At 37.1% G+C, this 13,506-nt stretch carries 12 protein-coding genes and 1 riboswitch; of the genes, 10 read left to right on the forward strand and 2 right to left on the reverse strand.

Annotation, left to right across the window (positions count from 1 at the left end; translation table 11 throughout):
- Nucleotides 1-38 precede the first annotated feature (38 nt).
- Both IW16_RS21635 and IW16_RS21640 read left to right on the forward strand, forming a co-directional pair.
- The gene (locus IW16_RS21635; protein ID WP_034749542.1) at nucleotides 39-797 is read left to right on the forward strand and encodes a hypothetical protein; all 759 of its coding nucleotides are present in this window, start codon (nucleotides 39-41) and stop codon (nucleotides 795-797) included.
- Nucleotides 798-831: 34 nt separating this feature from the next.
- Nucleotides 832-2,076, forward strand: coding sequence for a hypothetical protein (locus tag IW16_RS21640; protein ID WP_034749545.1), 1,245 nt, complete (start codon nucleotides 832-834; stop codon nucleotides 2,074-2,076).
- A gap of 56 nt (nucleotides 2,077-2,132) precedes the next feature.
- Here IW16_RS21640 and IW16_RS21645 read toward each other — a convergent pair whose 3' ends face one another.
- Complete coding sequence (locus IW16_RS21645) at nucleotides 2,133-3,677, reverse strand: T9SS type A sorting domain-containing protein (RefSeq protein WP_034749548.1); 1,545 nt, start codon at nucleotides 3,675-3,677, stop codon at nucleotides 2,133-2,135.
- A 190-nt stretch (nucleotides 3,678-3,867) separates the two neighbouring features.
- Between IW16_RS21645 and IW16_RS21650 the strand changes: the two genes are divergently transcribed.
- The 8 genes from IW16_RS21650 (at nucleotide 3,868) to IW16_RS21685 (ending at nucleotide 11,010) form a co-directional block, all read left to right on the forward strand.
- Entirely contained in the window at nucleotides 3,868-4,647 is a 780-nt protein-coding gene (locus IW16_RS21650; RefSeq protein WP_034749551.1) for an alpha/beta fold hydrolase, read from the forward strand.
- Between the two features lie 23 nt (nucleotides 4,648-4,670).
- Nucleotides 4,671-5,339: a DUF4272 domain-containing protein gene (locus tag IW16_RS21655; protein ID WP_034749553.1), complete on the forward strand. Its 669-nt coding sequence runs from the start codon at nucleotides 4,671-4,673 to the stop codon at nucleotides 5,337-5,339.
- Between the two features lie 140 nt (nucleotides 5,340-5,479).
- Entirely contained in the window at nucleotides 5,480-6,229 is a 750-nt protein-coding gene (locus IW16_RS21660) for a hypothetical protein (protein ID WP_034749555.1), read from the forward strand.
- A gap of 66 nt (nucleotides 6,230-6,295) precedes the next feature.
- A complete protein-coding gene (locus IW16_RS21665) occupies nucleotides 6,296-7,315 on the forward strand; it encodes a sensor histidine kinase (protein WP_034749558.1) in 1,020 nt (339 codons plus the stop codon).
- A 9-nt stretch (nucleotides 7,316-7,324) separates the two neighbouring features.
- Nucleotides 7,325-8,092 carry a LytR/AlgR family response regulator transcription factor gene (locus IW16_RS21670; RefSeq protein ID WP_034749561.1) on the forward strand — a complete coding sequence of 256 codons (768 nt, stop codon included), beginning with the start codon at nucleotides 7,325-7,327 and terminating at the stop codon, nucleotides 8,090-8,092.
- A gap of 28 nt (nucleotides 8,093-8,120) precedes the next feature.
- On the forward strand, nucleotides 8,121-8,876 hold the full coding sequence (locus tag IW16_RS21675) for an SMI1/KNR4 family protein (protein WP_034749564.1): 756 nt from the start codon (nucleotides 8,121-8,123) through the stop codon (nucleotides 8,874-8,876).
- A gap of 145 nt (nucleotides 8,877-9,021) precedes the next feature.
- A riboswitch (FMN riboswitch) is annotated at nucleotides 9,022-9,147 on the forward strand.
- A gap of 90 nt (nucleotides 9,148-9,237) precedes the next feature.
- Entirely contained in the window at nucleotides 9,238-9,882 is a 645-nt protein-coding gene (ribB, locus tag IW16_RS21680) for a 3,4-dihydroxy-2-butanone-4-phosphate synthase (RefSeq protein ID WP_034749567.1), read from the forward strand.
- Nucleotides 9,883-10,014: 132 nt separating this feature from the next.
- Nucleotides 10,015-11,010, forward strand: coding sequence for a T9SS type A sorting domain-containing protein (locus IW16_RS21685; RefSeq protein WP_034749569.1), 996 nt, complete (start codon nucleotides 10,015-10,017; stop codon nucleotides 11,008-11,010).
- Between the two features lie 76 nt (nucleotides 11,011-11,086).
- On the opposite strand, the gene IW16_RS21690 is transcribed toward IW16_RS21685, so the two are convergent.
- A complete protein-coding gene (locus tag IW16_RS21690) occupies nucleotides 11,087-13,174 on the reverse strand; it encodes a TonB-dependent receptor plug domain-containing protein (RefSeq protein WP_034749572.1) in 2,088 nt (695 codons plus the stop codon).
- Nucleotides 13,175-13,506: the final 332 nt, after the last annotated feature.

Here is a 13,506-nt window from a genome sequence, read left to right on the forward strand (position 1 = left end):
AACACACCGGAAATATTTCCACTACCAAACACTTTATTATGAAAAGCAACGGCTATATAAAGACAAAGCTTTCTATTCTGTTATGCTTCATGTATTTCCTGTTCAATTCCTGTTCAGAACCTTCTCCGGCATCAAAGATTACAGATATTTCTGATCTAAAAGCAGAAATCGACATTTACCAAAAATTGACTGATGACAATGACAACAGTATATCCATTGTTCTCCATGATAGAAACGATAAAATCTTTGGAAATGACTCTGTGAATATATGGGTGAATGGTCAAAAAGCAGAATACAGAACCGTACAGGGCCTGTATTACATCAAAAATTATCTTTACCACACTGAAAAGGTATCCCCGGAAAATAATAAATACGAATTCCAAATTCAACTGGCTAACGGTAAAAAATTTTTTATGGCCAGCATTCCCTCTCTGAAAGAGAGCAGTTCGAGAAATATCATTTATAAAGAAGAAGCTCCCCTGACTTCGGACTTTACCATACAGTGGTCCGGTCTTTATGACGTTAATGTACTTTATCTCTCTAAAAGCGTTAAAATAATAACAAAAGAAGAAAGTAATGTAGAGACGTATGCGGAACAGACTGGGGATACGATAAAAATTGGCCCTTCAGGAAGTTATACCCTAAAAAAAGAAAAATTCTCCAAGCCCGGTGAAACGTTGAGTATCCTGAGTTTTGAATTCACGGCAGAGAAATCCGGAACAGTTAATCCTCAGCTGTTAAAAGGAAGTACGATTAATATCAACGGTAACCACGACGAACAGGTACACTTTAAATAATATTTTAAACTCCAACTTTATTTAATCATCAATTATGCAAAACACTAAGATCCAGGAAGAATGGTTCTCAAAAGGAGAACAATATGCAACAGAAATTAATGAAATGGTTGATTTCGGTGAAAAAAACGGCTGGGAAAACTGGAAAGGTAAAGAACCTGAAGATACAAGATCAAATCTTGCAGAAGCGGTTTTTAACCTTCTTAAAACAGCCAATCAGAATGGCGATACAGAAAGTTTCAGAGCAGATTTTCCTCCGGCACATACCCCAATCATTCCTTTATTTGAAAACAGATCACAAAGTATTGAACAGCTGCATTTTATTTCTGATCAGAAGATTGTCTTCATGACCGGAACTTCTTATGAAAAAAGACAGGCGTATTTGCTGGATCACGGTCAGGTGACAGCGCTTGACGAAAATATTCAGGCCATTGGAAAATCCAAACAGCGTCATGTGTTTGCCATTGCCAACTCTGAAAAAATATCAGTTTATCAGGATTGGGACGGAGAACTCATCAATGAATTTCAGCTTATGCAACCCCTAGAAGCAGGCATTACCGATCTTATCCCATTCAACGATGGAAGCAAAGTTCTTCTCGTTACATCATTCGGAATGTATCTGATCTCAAAAAAGGAAGAAAAACTGATTCATCCTATCAACGAAAACAACGAGGAAGACTGGACTCCTGATATTGACATGGAAAACGCCACAATCTCTAATGACAACTCATATATCGTGGTGGGTGATCAAAGTTATGATCACAGAATTCTAGATCCCGAAGGCCATACCGTAGGCTCTGTCGGAGCACAGTCATCCTACCCACATTTCTGTTTGTTTGCTAAAGACGACAGCCAGCTGATCACGAATTCCTGTCATTTTTATAATGGAATTACAATAGGGATCAATTCGGATAAATATATGGGTGCTGATATCGAAGCATATACAGAGAGTGATGATTACACGGTTATCGACGAGGAAATGAGAGTTTATGCAGGTACAGCTACAGAAGATTATTACATCCTCGGGGATGCTTACGGATATATTAAAGCATTTGATAAAAAAGGAAATAAATTGTGGCGGCATTTCCTAGGTTCCACAATTTCCGGTATGACGCTTTCTGATGATGGAAAAACACTTTGGGTTGGGGCTCATTCCGGTATTTTGCACCAACTTAAATTAGATCAGGGCCGCAGAGATACGCATACCATTGGTAATGGAAATCATTATGAAGAATTCAGGTTGCTGATCTGGAAGGATGAACCCCAGATCTGGAAATGGTAAAACCTTAAAAAACAAAAAAGACTTCCGTACAAACAGAAGTCTTTTTTATGATCCTTTTAATTTTTTATTAGTTTCACGGAATGTTTATCTCCTTTTTTAGTTTCAATCTGAATGGTATAGTTTCCTTTTTCCAGATACTGAACATCTATCCGGTCATTCAATTTTGAAGCTCCGGTCTGAACCATTTTACCTGATAGGTCATAAATCTTGAAATTAAAAGCATCATTTCCATACTTCTTGTTTTGTATAGTTAGAGTATTTCCCGCTGGATTGGGATATAGTGTAAACTTATTAGTCTGATCTTTATCCGGTACAGAATCCGTCCCTAAATAGGATGAATCTATAAACTTACACAAATATGACTTATCACCGGTGGTTACACTCCCTCCGCTATAGGCAAGAATAAGTGAGCCATTATTGGGATTGATCAGTTTATTAATATAATCGGCCCTGATTCCTGCAACAGGAGGTGGTAGCGTAGTCATAAATATCTGGAATCCACTGCTCGAACCTGTATAATCTATACTTCCGTTCGCGTTAAACCTTGTCATGAATAACTGTTCATTGATATTGGGTCCTCCGCTGAAGAACCTCGTTACACTTCCTATGACTACTATTTTAGAATTAGGCAGTACTGTTATCTGACTCAGCCTCAGACGGGGTGCATCTACAAAGAAATACTTAGATGTTTTTCCGTTATTGGCAAAACTTGAAACTAATGCTCCGTCCGAAATTTTAATTTTGGATAAAAAGAAGGTATCCGCCGCTGAGTACGACTGATGCAGACATAATATGGAATTGTCTGAATAGTTATACTCAAAACCTTTAATGACAGCTCCCTCAGGAGCTGTTATAAATAAAGTTCCGTTATTCCCAAATGTAGGATCATATGTACCATCCGATAATCTTCTTTCCATATAAGACTCGTTCAGACCTGTTAATGTATTCAATCGATATCCGGCCATGACCAGCTTTCCATCATTCTGAATATAAAACTTATAGCATGTGAAAGAAGGTAATGCTAATTTTCCATTGGTTCCAAAACCTGTATCAATCATTCCATCCGAATTAACTTTTGTCAGATAGTATCCATTATTAGAGGCATACAGGTAGCTATTGCCATAAGGATCTACAGCCATATCATATGCTGAACCATTTTGTCCCAATGACTGCGTTGTAAAACCATTAGTTCCAAAACTGGTATCCAAAGAACCGTCCATATTAATTCTTGTAACAAACAAATCATATAGACTATGGGTAGGCGTAGCATTGACCCTGCCATAAATAAGTATTTTACCATTGTGTAAAACAATTCTTTTGATTAATTCGCTTTTATCATATGCATTCGCCCCCATATCGTAGGTTTTCGTGCCAAAAACGGTATCCTGCATTCCATTTTGTTTCACTTTTTTAATACTGATGGAACCTGTTGAAGTGGCCGTAATAAATTGCCCATCCGGGAGCATGACAGCATCTGAAGTAGAATCAAAAGTATCAAAATTAGAATAACCGCCTGTTCCAAATGATGGATCCAAAGCCATGTTTTGTGCATTAAAAAAATGCATTAAAATCGAAAATAATACGAAATAGAGTTTTTTCATTACTAAAGTTCTTTGAATTTCTGAAAGTTTGCAAATATACAAACCTTTACGTAGCTAAACATCAGATATCTATTTTAATAAGGCTTTACTTTCTTCTATCATTCAAAGAAATCCATTCTCCTTCGATCGGCTTTTTGTACATTAGCCTTTTAATCACAAGCTGTACAGACAGCAAATCAATATATGAGTTATGGAAAAATACGCACAATCCTCAGACGGACAAAGCATTCATTATAAAGAAAGCGGACAGGGAAATCCTGCGATCCTATTCGTACACGGATGGCTTGGGAATGGAGAATGGTGGAACGCCCAGCAGGAATATTTCAACAATACATATCAAATCGTTCAAATGGACCTTGCAGGACACGGAAAATCTGACACGTCCAGAAAAGAATGGACAAGCGAATTATATGCAGATGACATCAAAGCGGTAGCCGAACAGATCAATTCAGAGGAAATCATTCTTGTAGGACACTCGATGTCCGGAGCTTATGTCCTGGAAGCCTCTTTAAAAATACCTAAAGTTAAAGCTCTTATTCTCATAGATACAATAAAGGATCTTGATGAAACTTTTAACGATGAACAGGCTGAGCAATATATGTTTGTACACTATCGTAATGATTTTAAAAATGCCGTTGAAAATATTTTGCCTCAATATCTTTTTGCAGAAAGTACTCCGGCTGATGTCAGAGAAAGGCTGCAGAATGAGTTTCTGCAAAACACATCAGAAAGGGCGATCGATCTCCTCAGACCTTTATACAAAAAAGATTTCAGGGAAACAGCTTCTAAAGTTACAGTACCAGTAAGAGCCATCAATTCAGATAATTTCCCCACCAACATTGAGAACAACAGAAAGTATTTAAAGGATTATAATTATCTTGAAATGGCAGGAACAGGTCATTATCCAATGCTGGAAAACCCTGAGACATTTAATCAGTTGCTTGAGCAGACTATTCAGGAAATTATCTAAATTATTCACGTTTATCTATTATCATGCTACATATTTCAACAGAAAAAGACAACCTCTCACGAAAAGAAAAAAGTGAAGAAATTCTCAAAAGAGAAGGTGTCAAAATCAATTTCAACCTTCCCCATATAGAAACGGAAGAGGAAACTACCCTGAGAACTTCTAAAGAAATTGCGCGAAGAGTAACTGTTCTCGCTGTTACCAATCTTATTGCCTTTGATTCTATCGATCCGGATGAAGCTATTGATTATCTTAAAGATGGTAATCTCTGGAATGATGTTACTCCTCTCGAAAAAGATTTCTTACATGATCCTACAGAGGACAAAAAATCTGAGGAAAGCTGGAAGTGTGAATGCATTTGGGTCCTATTGTGGGCATTGAAGAAAGTGGACACTCTGCCCTTTCCCAATGAGCTTTGTGACCTGAATGATGTTTCGTCTGAAAATTATCCTGTTGGGGGCGACAGTGATCCTAACGATTTCATTAATGCCGCGCATGAGGTCCGTTCAAAATCTGAAATCCTTGATGCAGCAGATCTGTATTACAGATATGACTGGGCCTGTGTAGATGCCCGTATCAACAACAGGGAAATGGAAACTATAGATCCCGGTATTGTGTATGAAAGGCATTACGCCCTGAACTGGCTGATCACTTATATGAATCAGGAATGGGATGATGTTTCATGTGATACCTAATCCGTTATTTAACCTGTTTTAAACAAATAATTCATTCCCAAAATTCCTTTATTCAAAGGAATTTTTCCCTGTCTCATTGTTTTTGGCTTGATGATCATTTTACATCTCAATAGTTTTGTCCTATATAATATAACAATACTATGAATAAAGAATTGATCTTTCTAAGAACGTTTGCTTTTGCGGCAGTAATAGGGATGGTTTTCCTGGCGGCATCAGCTTTTAAAACAAACGGAAATCAAAAATTCACGGAAATTGATGTCGAAAGAATCAATATCGTGGAAAAAGACGGAACGGTAAAAATGATCATTACCAATGTCGACCGGTTTCCCAATGGAACCGACAAAATAAATACCCGTCCGACGAATGAAAGCCGGAAAAAACGTTCCGGGATGTTGTTTTTTAATGAAGACGGTATCGAATGTGGCGGCTTTATCTATGACGGACAAAAAAAGGAAAACGGACACAGCTCAGGTTTATCATTAACGTATGATCAATACGACGGAGATCAGGTCATGCAGCTTTTAACTCAGGATTATACGAAAGGAGGCAAGCGGTTTGTCTCCAGCAGTCTTGCTTTCAATGACCGCCCTTCTGAAGAATCACAAATAAAAACTGCCGAAATTATGAAAGAGCTTGGTGAACTCCGAAAAAAAGATCCCAAAGCCATGCAGCAGAAGTATGACGACTATGTAAAGAAGAACCTGATAGGCGGTGCTCCAAGAATTATACTTGGAAAATCCAGAAGTGAAAACAACGGTCTGTTTTTATTTGACGATAAAGGAATGCCCAAAGCGATGTTCTATGTTGATAAAGAAAATAATGCAAAACTTGATTTTTATAATGACAAAGGAGAAGTCACCGCATCATTCCCTGATCATACGACAAAATAATTGAAGTGATCATCAGCCCTTTATTTGATGATAGGGCTGTTTTTGTATCATCTGAACAGAATATCTATGAGAAATATTTTGAATGAAATCCAGCAAAGCAAGTACTTCTTACTGTTTGTATTTTTATTTGGCTATGCACAATCTATACAGATCAGGCTTTTGGTAAGAAAAAAACTTGACTGGTATATTTTCACTCCGGAAGCAGCGGTGCTGTCTTTTATAAGTGCCGGAATTCTGTTTTTTGTGATGTACCTTTTTATCAAACACTGGCAGAAATCGGACACTTTCAGTACAGGAGAAGCACTAAAAATATTCAGCATCTCGATGCTGGTCTATTTATCCGTCATGAAGATATTGGGGCTGTGCATCTCACTGGCTTTTGACACTTTTGAAAGAAACTTTAATCAGGAAACCCTGATACTTTCGACGCTTTCCGAAATTATGGACACTTTTATCTATGGAAGCTTTTTTCTCGCTTTCTATTATTATAAAAAAAATAAAAAAAAACAAAAGCAGATCGAGGAATACAATCAGGCATTCTCTGAAACAAAAATCAACCAGCTCAAATCACAGCTTAATCCCCACTTTCTTTTCAATAACCTGAATGTTTTAGATCAGTTAATTGAAGAGGATAAATACAAAGCTTCTGATTTTCTGAATGAATTTGCTGAAATATACCGTTATGTACTTCAGGTTTCTGATAAAAGTCTGATCTCAATAGATGAAGAAATTTCTTTTGCAAAAAAATACTTCGGACTTATGCAGCATAAATATGGTAATGCCTATCTGCTGGAAATTCAAAACCAGAGTATAGAAGGCAATATCATACCACTTACCCTACAGCTGCTTTTGGAAAATGCCATTCAGCACAATCTGGGAACGGAAAAAAATCCTGTTCTGATCCGTATCTACGCAGATCAAACTCTTCTCGTATCCAATAATACCATTGTAAAAAGGAAAACAAAATCGACTTCCGGAAGGGCGTTGAAGAATCTGAAACAGCAATATACTCTTTTGGCCAACAAACAGTTTGAAATCATCCATACGGAAAATGAGTTTTCTGTAACTTTACCAATAATCCCATAGTAAGAAAAAATGATAAAAATTCTTATCGTTGAAGATGAAATCCCGGCAAGAAAAAAGCTCAGAAGATTTCTGGATGAGGTAAAAGAACCCATTTCCGTAGAAGCTGAAATAGATACCGTACAGGACGCTGTGAATTTTCTAAAAACAGCAGTTTCTATTGATCTTATCCTGTCAGACATTGAACTTTTGGATGGAAATGCATTTGATATTTATCGTGAAGTACAGGTTATCTGTCCCATTATCTTCACCACTGCCTACGACCGTTTTTGGATGGATGCTTTCGAAAGCAACGGCATTGAGTATCTGCTAAAACCTTTTTCACTGGAAAGATTTCAAAAAGCCTGGGATAAATTTCTGCTGCTGAGAAAAAATCAGTCTACCGATCATTCTCTGCTTTCAAAACTGGATCAGATCCTTGGAAATACGGCAGAAAAAAAATACAAGACAAGATTTTCCGTTCATACCAATCAGGGAATTTACTTTTTTGAGACTAAAGACATTCTGTTTTTTGAAGCTGATGAAGGTGTCGTTTTTGCTTTGGACAAAACAGGAAAAAAACATATGTTAAATGTATCTACTCTGAAAGAAATCGAAATCCAGCTTGATCCTATGGAGTTTTTCAGGATCAACCGAAGTGAGCTCGTGAACAAAAAGTTAATCGAAAGAATTGAACGCTATTCTAAAAATGCCTTAGCTTTAAAGATGGAGGGATTTGACAGGTATTTGATAACAAGCCAGAGCAATACCCGTCTCTTCCGGGAATGGATAGAAAAATAAATTTTGAACAGAACAGAACAGACAGCCCATGATACAACAGGAAATCATTGAAAAATTCAGCCGCCTTTCAGAAGGAAAACTCACCGCTCAGGAATGGCTGAGCTGGTTCTCTGATCATAAAGATGATGTGGAAAAAATATGTGGAAGAACTGCCTTTCTTAAAATAAAACCTAAGGAAAGTTTCAGCGGAGTCAGAAATCTGTACATCGGACAGCTTGGCGCTTTTGACTGGCTGAAATCTGTGAAAATAAATGTTGGCTTTTCTGATCTCTATAAAAAAGGGTGGGAAAGAGAATTTGATGATTTCTGTAAAGCGGAAAAACAAAAGCAAAAACAGCTTCAGAAAGAAGTTGAACATAAATTCGGATATCTAAAAAATACCTATCCAAAATTTTTCAGGCAATTAACTCAATCATATAGTGATTCTGATGTAATTGAAGCGGGCGTTCAACTGGAGGATATTCAGGATAAAGAAAAAGAACTATCTATACCGTTTCCTGAAGATCTGACCACATGGTATCAAAATGTATCCATCTTAAAGCTGGAAGGTATAGAAATCGATTTTCAGGAATTAAGTCCTGAATTGATTCAAAAAAAACAATATCTTATGCTCGGTGAATTTTGGATGTATGGTGATGGCGACCGGCTGCTGTACAATTTGGAAAATCAAAGTATTGCCGTTTTTGCCCATGAACATTCTCCTCCGAAAGTGATCAAAATTGCGAATTCACTGTCTGATTTTGTGGAAAAAAAGATCGTCACCTATTTGAAGGACTTCGAGTAAAAAACTATTTACCAAGTAGCATTGACCAATACTATCAAAAATCCCTTCTCCAATTCAAAAAACTTCCCGAAATTTGCAGTCTGTGCGTTAAATATAATCAATGAAATAAAATTTTAAATAAGAATATACAGTAAAACTTAGTATAAGTTTTCTTCGGGGCAGGGTGAAATTCCCTACCGGCGGTTACAGTCCGCGACTCCTTTCTTTTGAAGGGACTGATTTGGTGAAATTCCAAAACCGACAGTTAAAGTCTGGATGGGAGAAGAAAATGAAACGGCCAGTAAGATTCCTTACGGGTTTATTGTGCCGTATTTCATTTCCATGTACCGAAGACTATTTTAACTTTTAAAAGTAAAATAACATGGAAAAATTATTAGAACAATTTGGAGCAACCTCCACAGAACGTGTAGAAAATGCACTTTTAAAACTACAACAGGGAAAAGGAATTCTTTTAGTAGATGATGAAAACCGCGAAAACGAAGGGGATATCATCTTTCCCGCATCCACCATTACAGAAAAAGACATGGCCCTTTTGATCCGCGAATGCAGCGGTATCGTTTGTCTATGCATTTCGGAAGAAAAAAGCAGGCATCTCAATCTGCGTCCAATGGTGGAAACCAACAACTCTAAAAATCAAACAGCATTTACCATTTCAATCGAAGCCAAGGAAGGCGTTGAATCCGGAGTTTCTGCAAAAGACCGTGTAACAACGATCAGAACTGCTGTTGCACAAAATGCAGAGGCCGATCATATTGCAAGCCCGGGACATGTTTTCCCGCTTATTGCTAAAGAAGGTGGCGTGTTCGAAAGACGCGGTCATACGGAAGGCAGTGTAGATCTTGTGAAAATGGCTAATCTCGGTGACGATGCTGTTCTCTGCGAACTGACCAATGAAGACGGTTCTATGGCAAGGCTGCCGGAGATCGTTCAATTTGCGTCCTCAAAAGAGATGAGCGTGGTAACAATTGAAGATATCTATGCCTACCGCAAGATCATGAGCAACTAGAAAAAAAATATTTAACGCACTGAACAACCGTCCGATCATACCGGACGGTTATTTTTTTTAAATAATTCATTAAAAACAAGTTAACACAAAAACTAATATCTCTTTTTCTTTATCTTAGTAAAAATTTTGACCATGAAAAAAACATTACTTTTTATGCTGGGTATTTCCGGTGTACTTTCTGCGCAGATCACTTTGACCAAAGCAGCCAACGATCCCGTATCAGGTGATACCGCGAATAATTATACCGTTACAGGGACAGTAGATAATTCCGCTTTAGGAGCTAATGTCACATTTTCAAACGGAGGTCTGACACAGGGAACGGCATCCCCAACCGCTTATTCAACTCCTTCTGCTGCTGAGTTGACGACATTTCCGGGTTCTACGATTAAAATGATCAGCGGAGCTACTACCATTTTTTATAAATCATCTGCTTCGAAACTGGAAATTACAGGAGTCATTAATCCTGAAGCTACTTTGAATTTTGCTGTCGACAACGGCACTTATATGAATTATCCTACCGTTTTCGGAATTACACAAAATGACACCGCTAAAGGAAATTTCACCTCATCGGTGGCCAACGGACTTTTCAGCGGGAACATGATTACTGTTGCTGATGCTCACGGAACGCTGATCATTGGAGGCAAAACTTACACTAACGTACTGAGAGTAAAATTCAGCCAGAATTTCGGTTTATTTGCTCCTTTTGACATTACCTATTCCAATGCAATAGGAACTTTTACCAATACTGCATACGCTTACTACGACGCCTCGCACAGATATGCATTACTAACTTCAACAACCGGTAATATTTCAGTTCCTATACTGGGTATCAATCAGTCCACTTCCAGTGCTCTGGCTCTGAACGAAACATTTTTAGCCGTTACAGACACTGCGAGAAAAGAAAGTTTTGCTGTATACCCAAATCCTGCACAGGATTATATAGGGTTTAAAGGAAATATGGAAAAATATACGACTGCCAACATCTACAGTTTAGATGGAAAACTGATCAAAACAACAGATTTAAAGTCCGGAAAAGTACAGATCTCTGAGCTTCCGACAGCCAATTACTTTATACAGGTTTCCGGAAACGACACCAAAACAGAGACAGTGAAGTTTATAAAAAAATAAAACTGTCTATATAACAAGTAATCAAGCCCGTCCGGAATTTCTGAACGGGCTTGATATTTTAATGAATTATTTAATCTTAGAAAGTTGCAGCCGGCGCTGTTGAGTTATTTAGTTTTCTCTGTAAATCTGTTTTTTTACCTTTTGAAAAATCATAGCTTAATCCCAGAACAAGCATTGATTTATTATTCATAATCTGCCCTACCCTGGAATAATTAACCAAACTTTCTTTTAAGCTTTTTGTTTTGTATTCTGAAGGCATTCCAATCCAGTACATTCCTGTTGAGAACGTCCATTCTTTATGCTTATAACGGGCGAATACATGATTTTGATTTTCATTTATGACCAGAAACGCGCCACTAAGACTATATACGGGAATATTAATCTGATATTCCAGACTGAATGATTTATACTCTGAAGACAGCACAAAATTATTTCCTATATAATCATTCTTGATCAAAGCACCGTTGCTCGTTCTTACCGTTTCTGAAGTTGGGGAGATTACCGCTTTCAGTACCAATAAACTATTCCCAAACGGTTTATAAGAGCCTGTTAAAAAGGCTCCATACTGTTTTGAATTCTGAGCATTTTCGTAAGTCAGTGCATATCCACCTAATGCAGTACCCATCACATAAAACTGATTAATGGTGTGATTGGTATAATGGTAAAACAGATTCGCATTAAAATCGAAATGTTTATTATTGAATGAATAAATCAGATTATTGGTCCAGGTCTGCTGAGCAGTGAGAAAAGGATTTCCCCGCTGAACTATATTGGGGGCCAGTTGAACTACATTACTGCTTAAAGCAGCACTCCATGGACTTTTTGGTTTATAACTGCTTGTAAAACGTATACTTTGGTTATTCTTCAACTGATAACCCAAAACAAGCTTTGGAACGAAAGACCATTCATCAAAAGTATTTTCTGCACTTTTATTATGAATATTAATAAGTCCGGCTCCAATCCGGTAGTTAAACTTCTTTATTTTTCCGGCAAATTCAGAGTAGATATATTGCTCCAGATAATTCACACTATATTCGGAAAAGCCTGATAAATTCTGCAGATCATTAGAAATAGAAGTGTTAGAGACCCGATATCCAGATGAAAGTTTGCCGGTTTCAAAATCATGGGTATAAGCAAGTTCTCCTACAAATCCGGTTTGTTTTGCTTTCAGATTCATGTCATTATCAAATACAGATTGTCCCGAAGAAATAATCCACTCTTTAGCAAACTCAGAAGTATTGGTTGTAAAACGATTGGCTACAACATTTAAACTCAGTTCATCTTTTTTGCTTATATTTTTTGAAAAATATAAATCCAATGTAGGGGTTACATAATCTGATCCTCCATTTTTTAACATCTGATGCTCTTCAGAAAGGTCGTCTTTTGTGAACATACTCTGTCCGTTTCCTTTGAAAAAACTATTGAGAATATCCAAATTCAATTTCGCCTGAAATGCATAATTATCCGGAACCTGACGGGTGTAACGCAAAGCCAGATTTTGATACGTATATCCAAAATGATCTTTTCTCTCTTCATCCGAACGGTAATGCTCCCCTCCCAGGTGATAATCATAAATACTATGGACTATCCTGTTGCTATAATCTCTTAGATTAATAGAATATTCTAGACCGAAATCATTTTTCCCTTTTGTATAATTGGCATAGGCTGATCCGTTTACGAATCCTGTTGTAAGGCTACTGGTAAGATCTGCACCGAAAACATATCCTGTTTCGGAAGAGCGTGTTAACAGGTTGATAACAGTATCCGCTCTTGAAGCCCACCTTGCCGGTGGAATATCATAATATTCTACTTTGATAACTTCGCCTGGCTGAACACTACGGATCTGCATATCGGTTGCTTCAATTCCGTTGATCAAAAATAATGTAGTTCCTCCTTTGATACTCTTTAGCGTATTGGAAACAGGATCAAGCTGCAATTCCGGTAATGTCTTTAATAAATCTTTTGCATAACGGGCCTTTTCCAGTGCCTCTTTATCAAAAGTATAAACAGCCTTATCCGCAAATTGTTTTTTGCGTTGAGATTTCAGGATTACTTCCTGAATCTCCTCTGTTTTAGATTGCTCTACTGTATCTTTTTTCACATTATCCTGCGAGAGTACGAAAACTCCGCACAGAATAAACACTGAACATATCACTTTTTTCATATCAGAAATAGAATAACATTGATAAAGATAAAACAGCCCACATCTAAAATCTGTTACATTCTTTTAACTGAACTGAAAATCAAACATTTTTTCATGAAATCTTATTATGCTTTAAAAATTCCGTTTTATGAATATCTTAGCCATCTTTAAACATCCTGCATTGAAGAAATTTGTAACATTTATTTTTATTATTACAATCCTTCTTCCTATACTTATATACTGCTTACCGTAAGTCTCTACCTCCACAAATAAGATAACAGAAATAACAACGATACAACCATTTTAAAATTAAAAATCAATTCATATTGAAATATTATTAAGTTTCTGCCCAA

Source organism: Chryseobacterium vrystaatense, assembly GCF_000737765.1.
Taxonomy (GTDB): Bacteria; Bacteroidota; Bacteroidia; order Flavobacteriales; family Weeksellaceae; genus Chryseobacterium; species Chryseobacterium vrystaatense.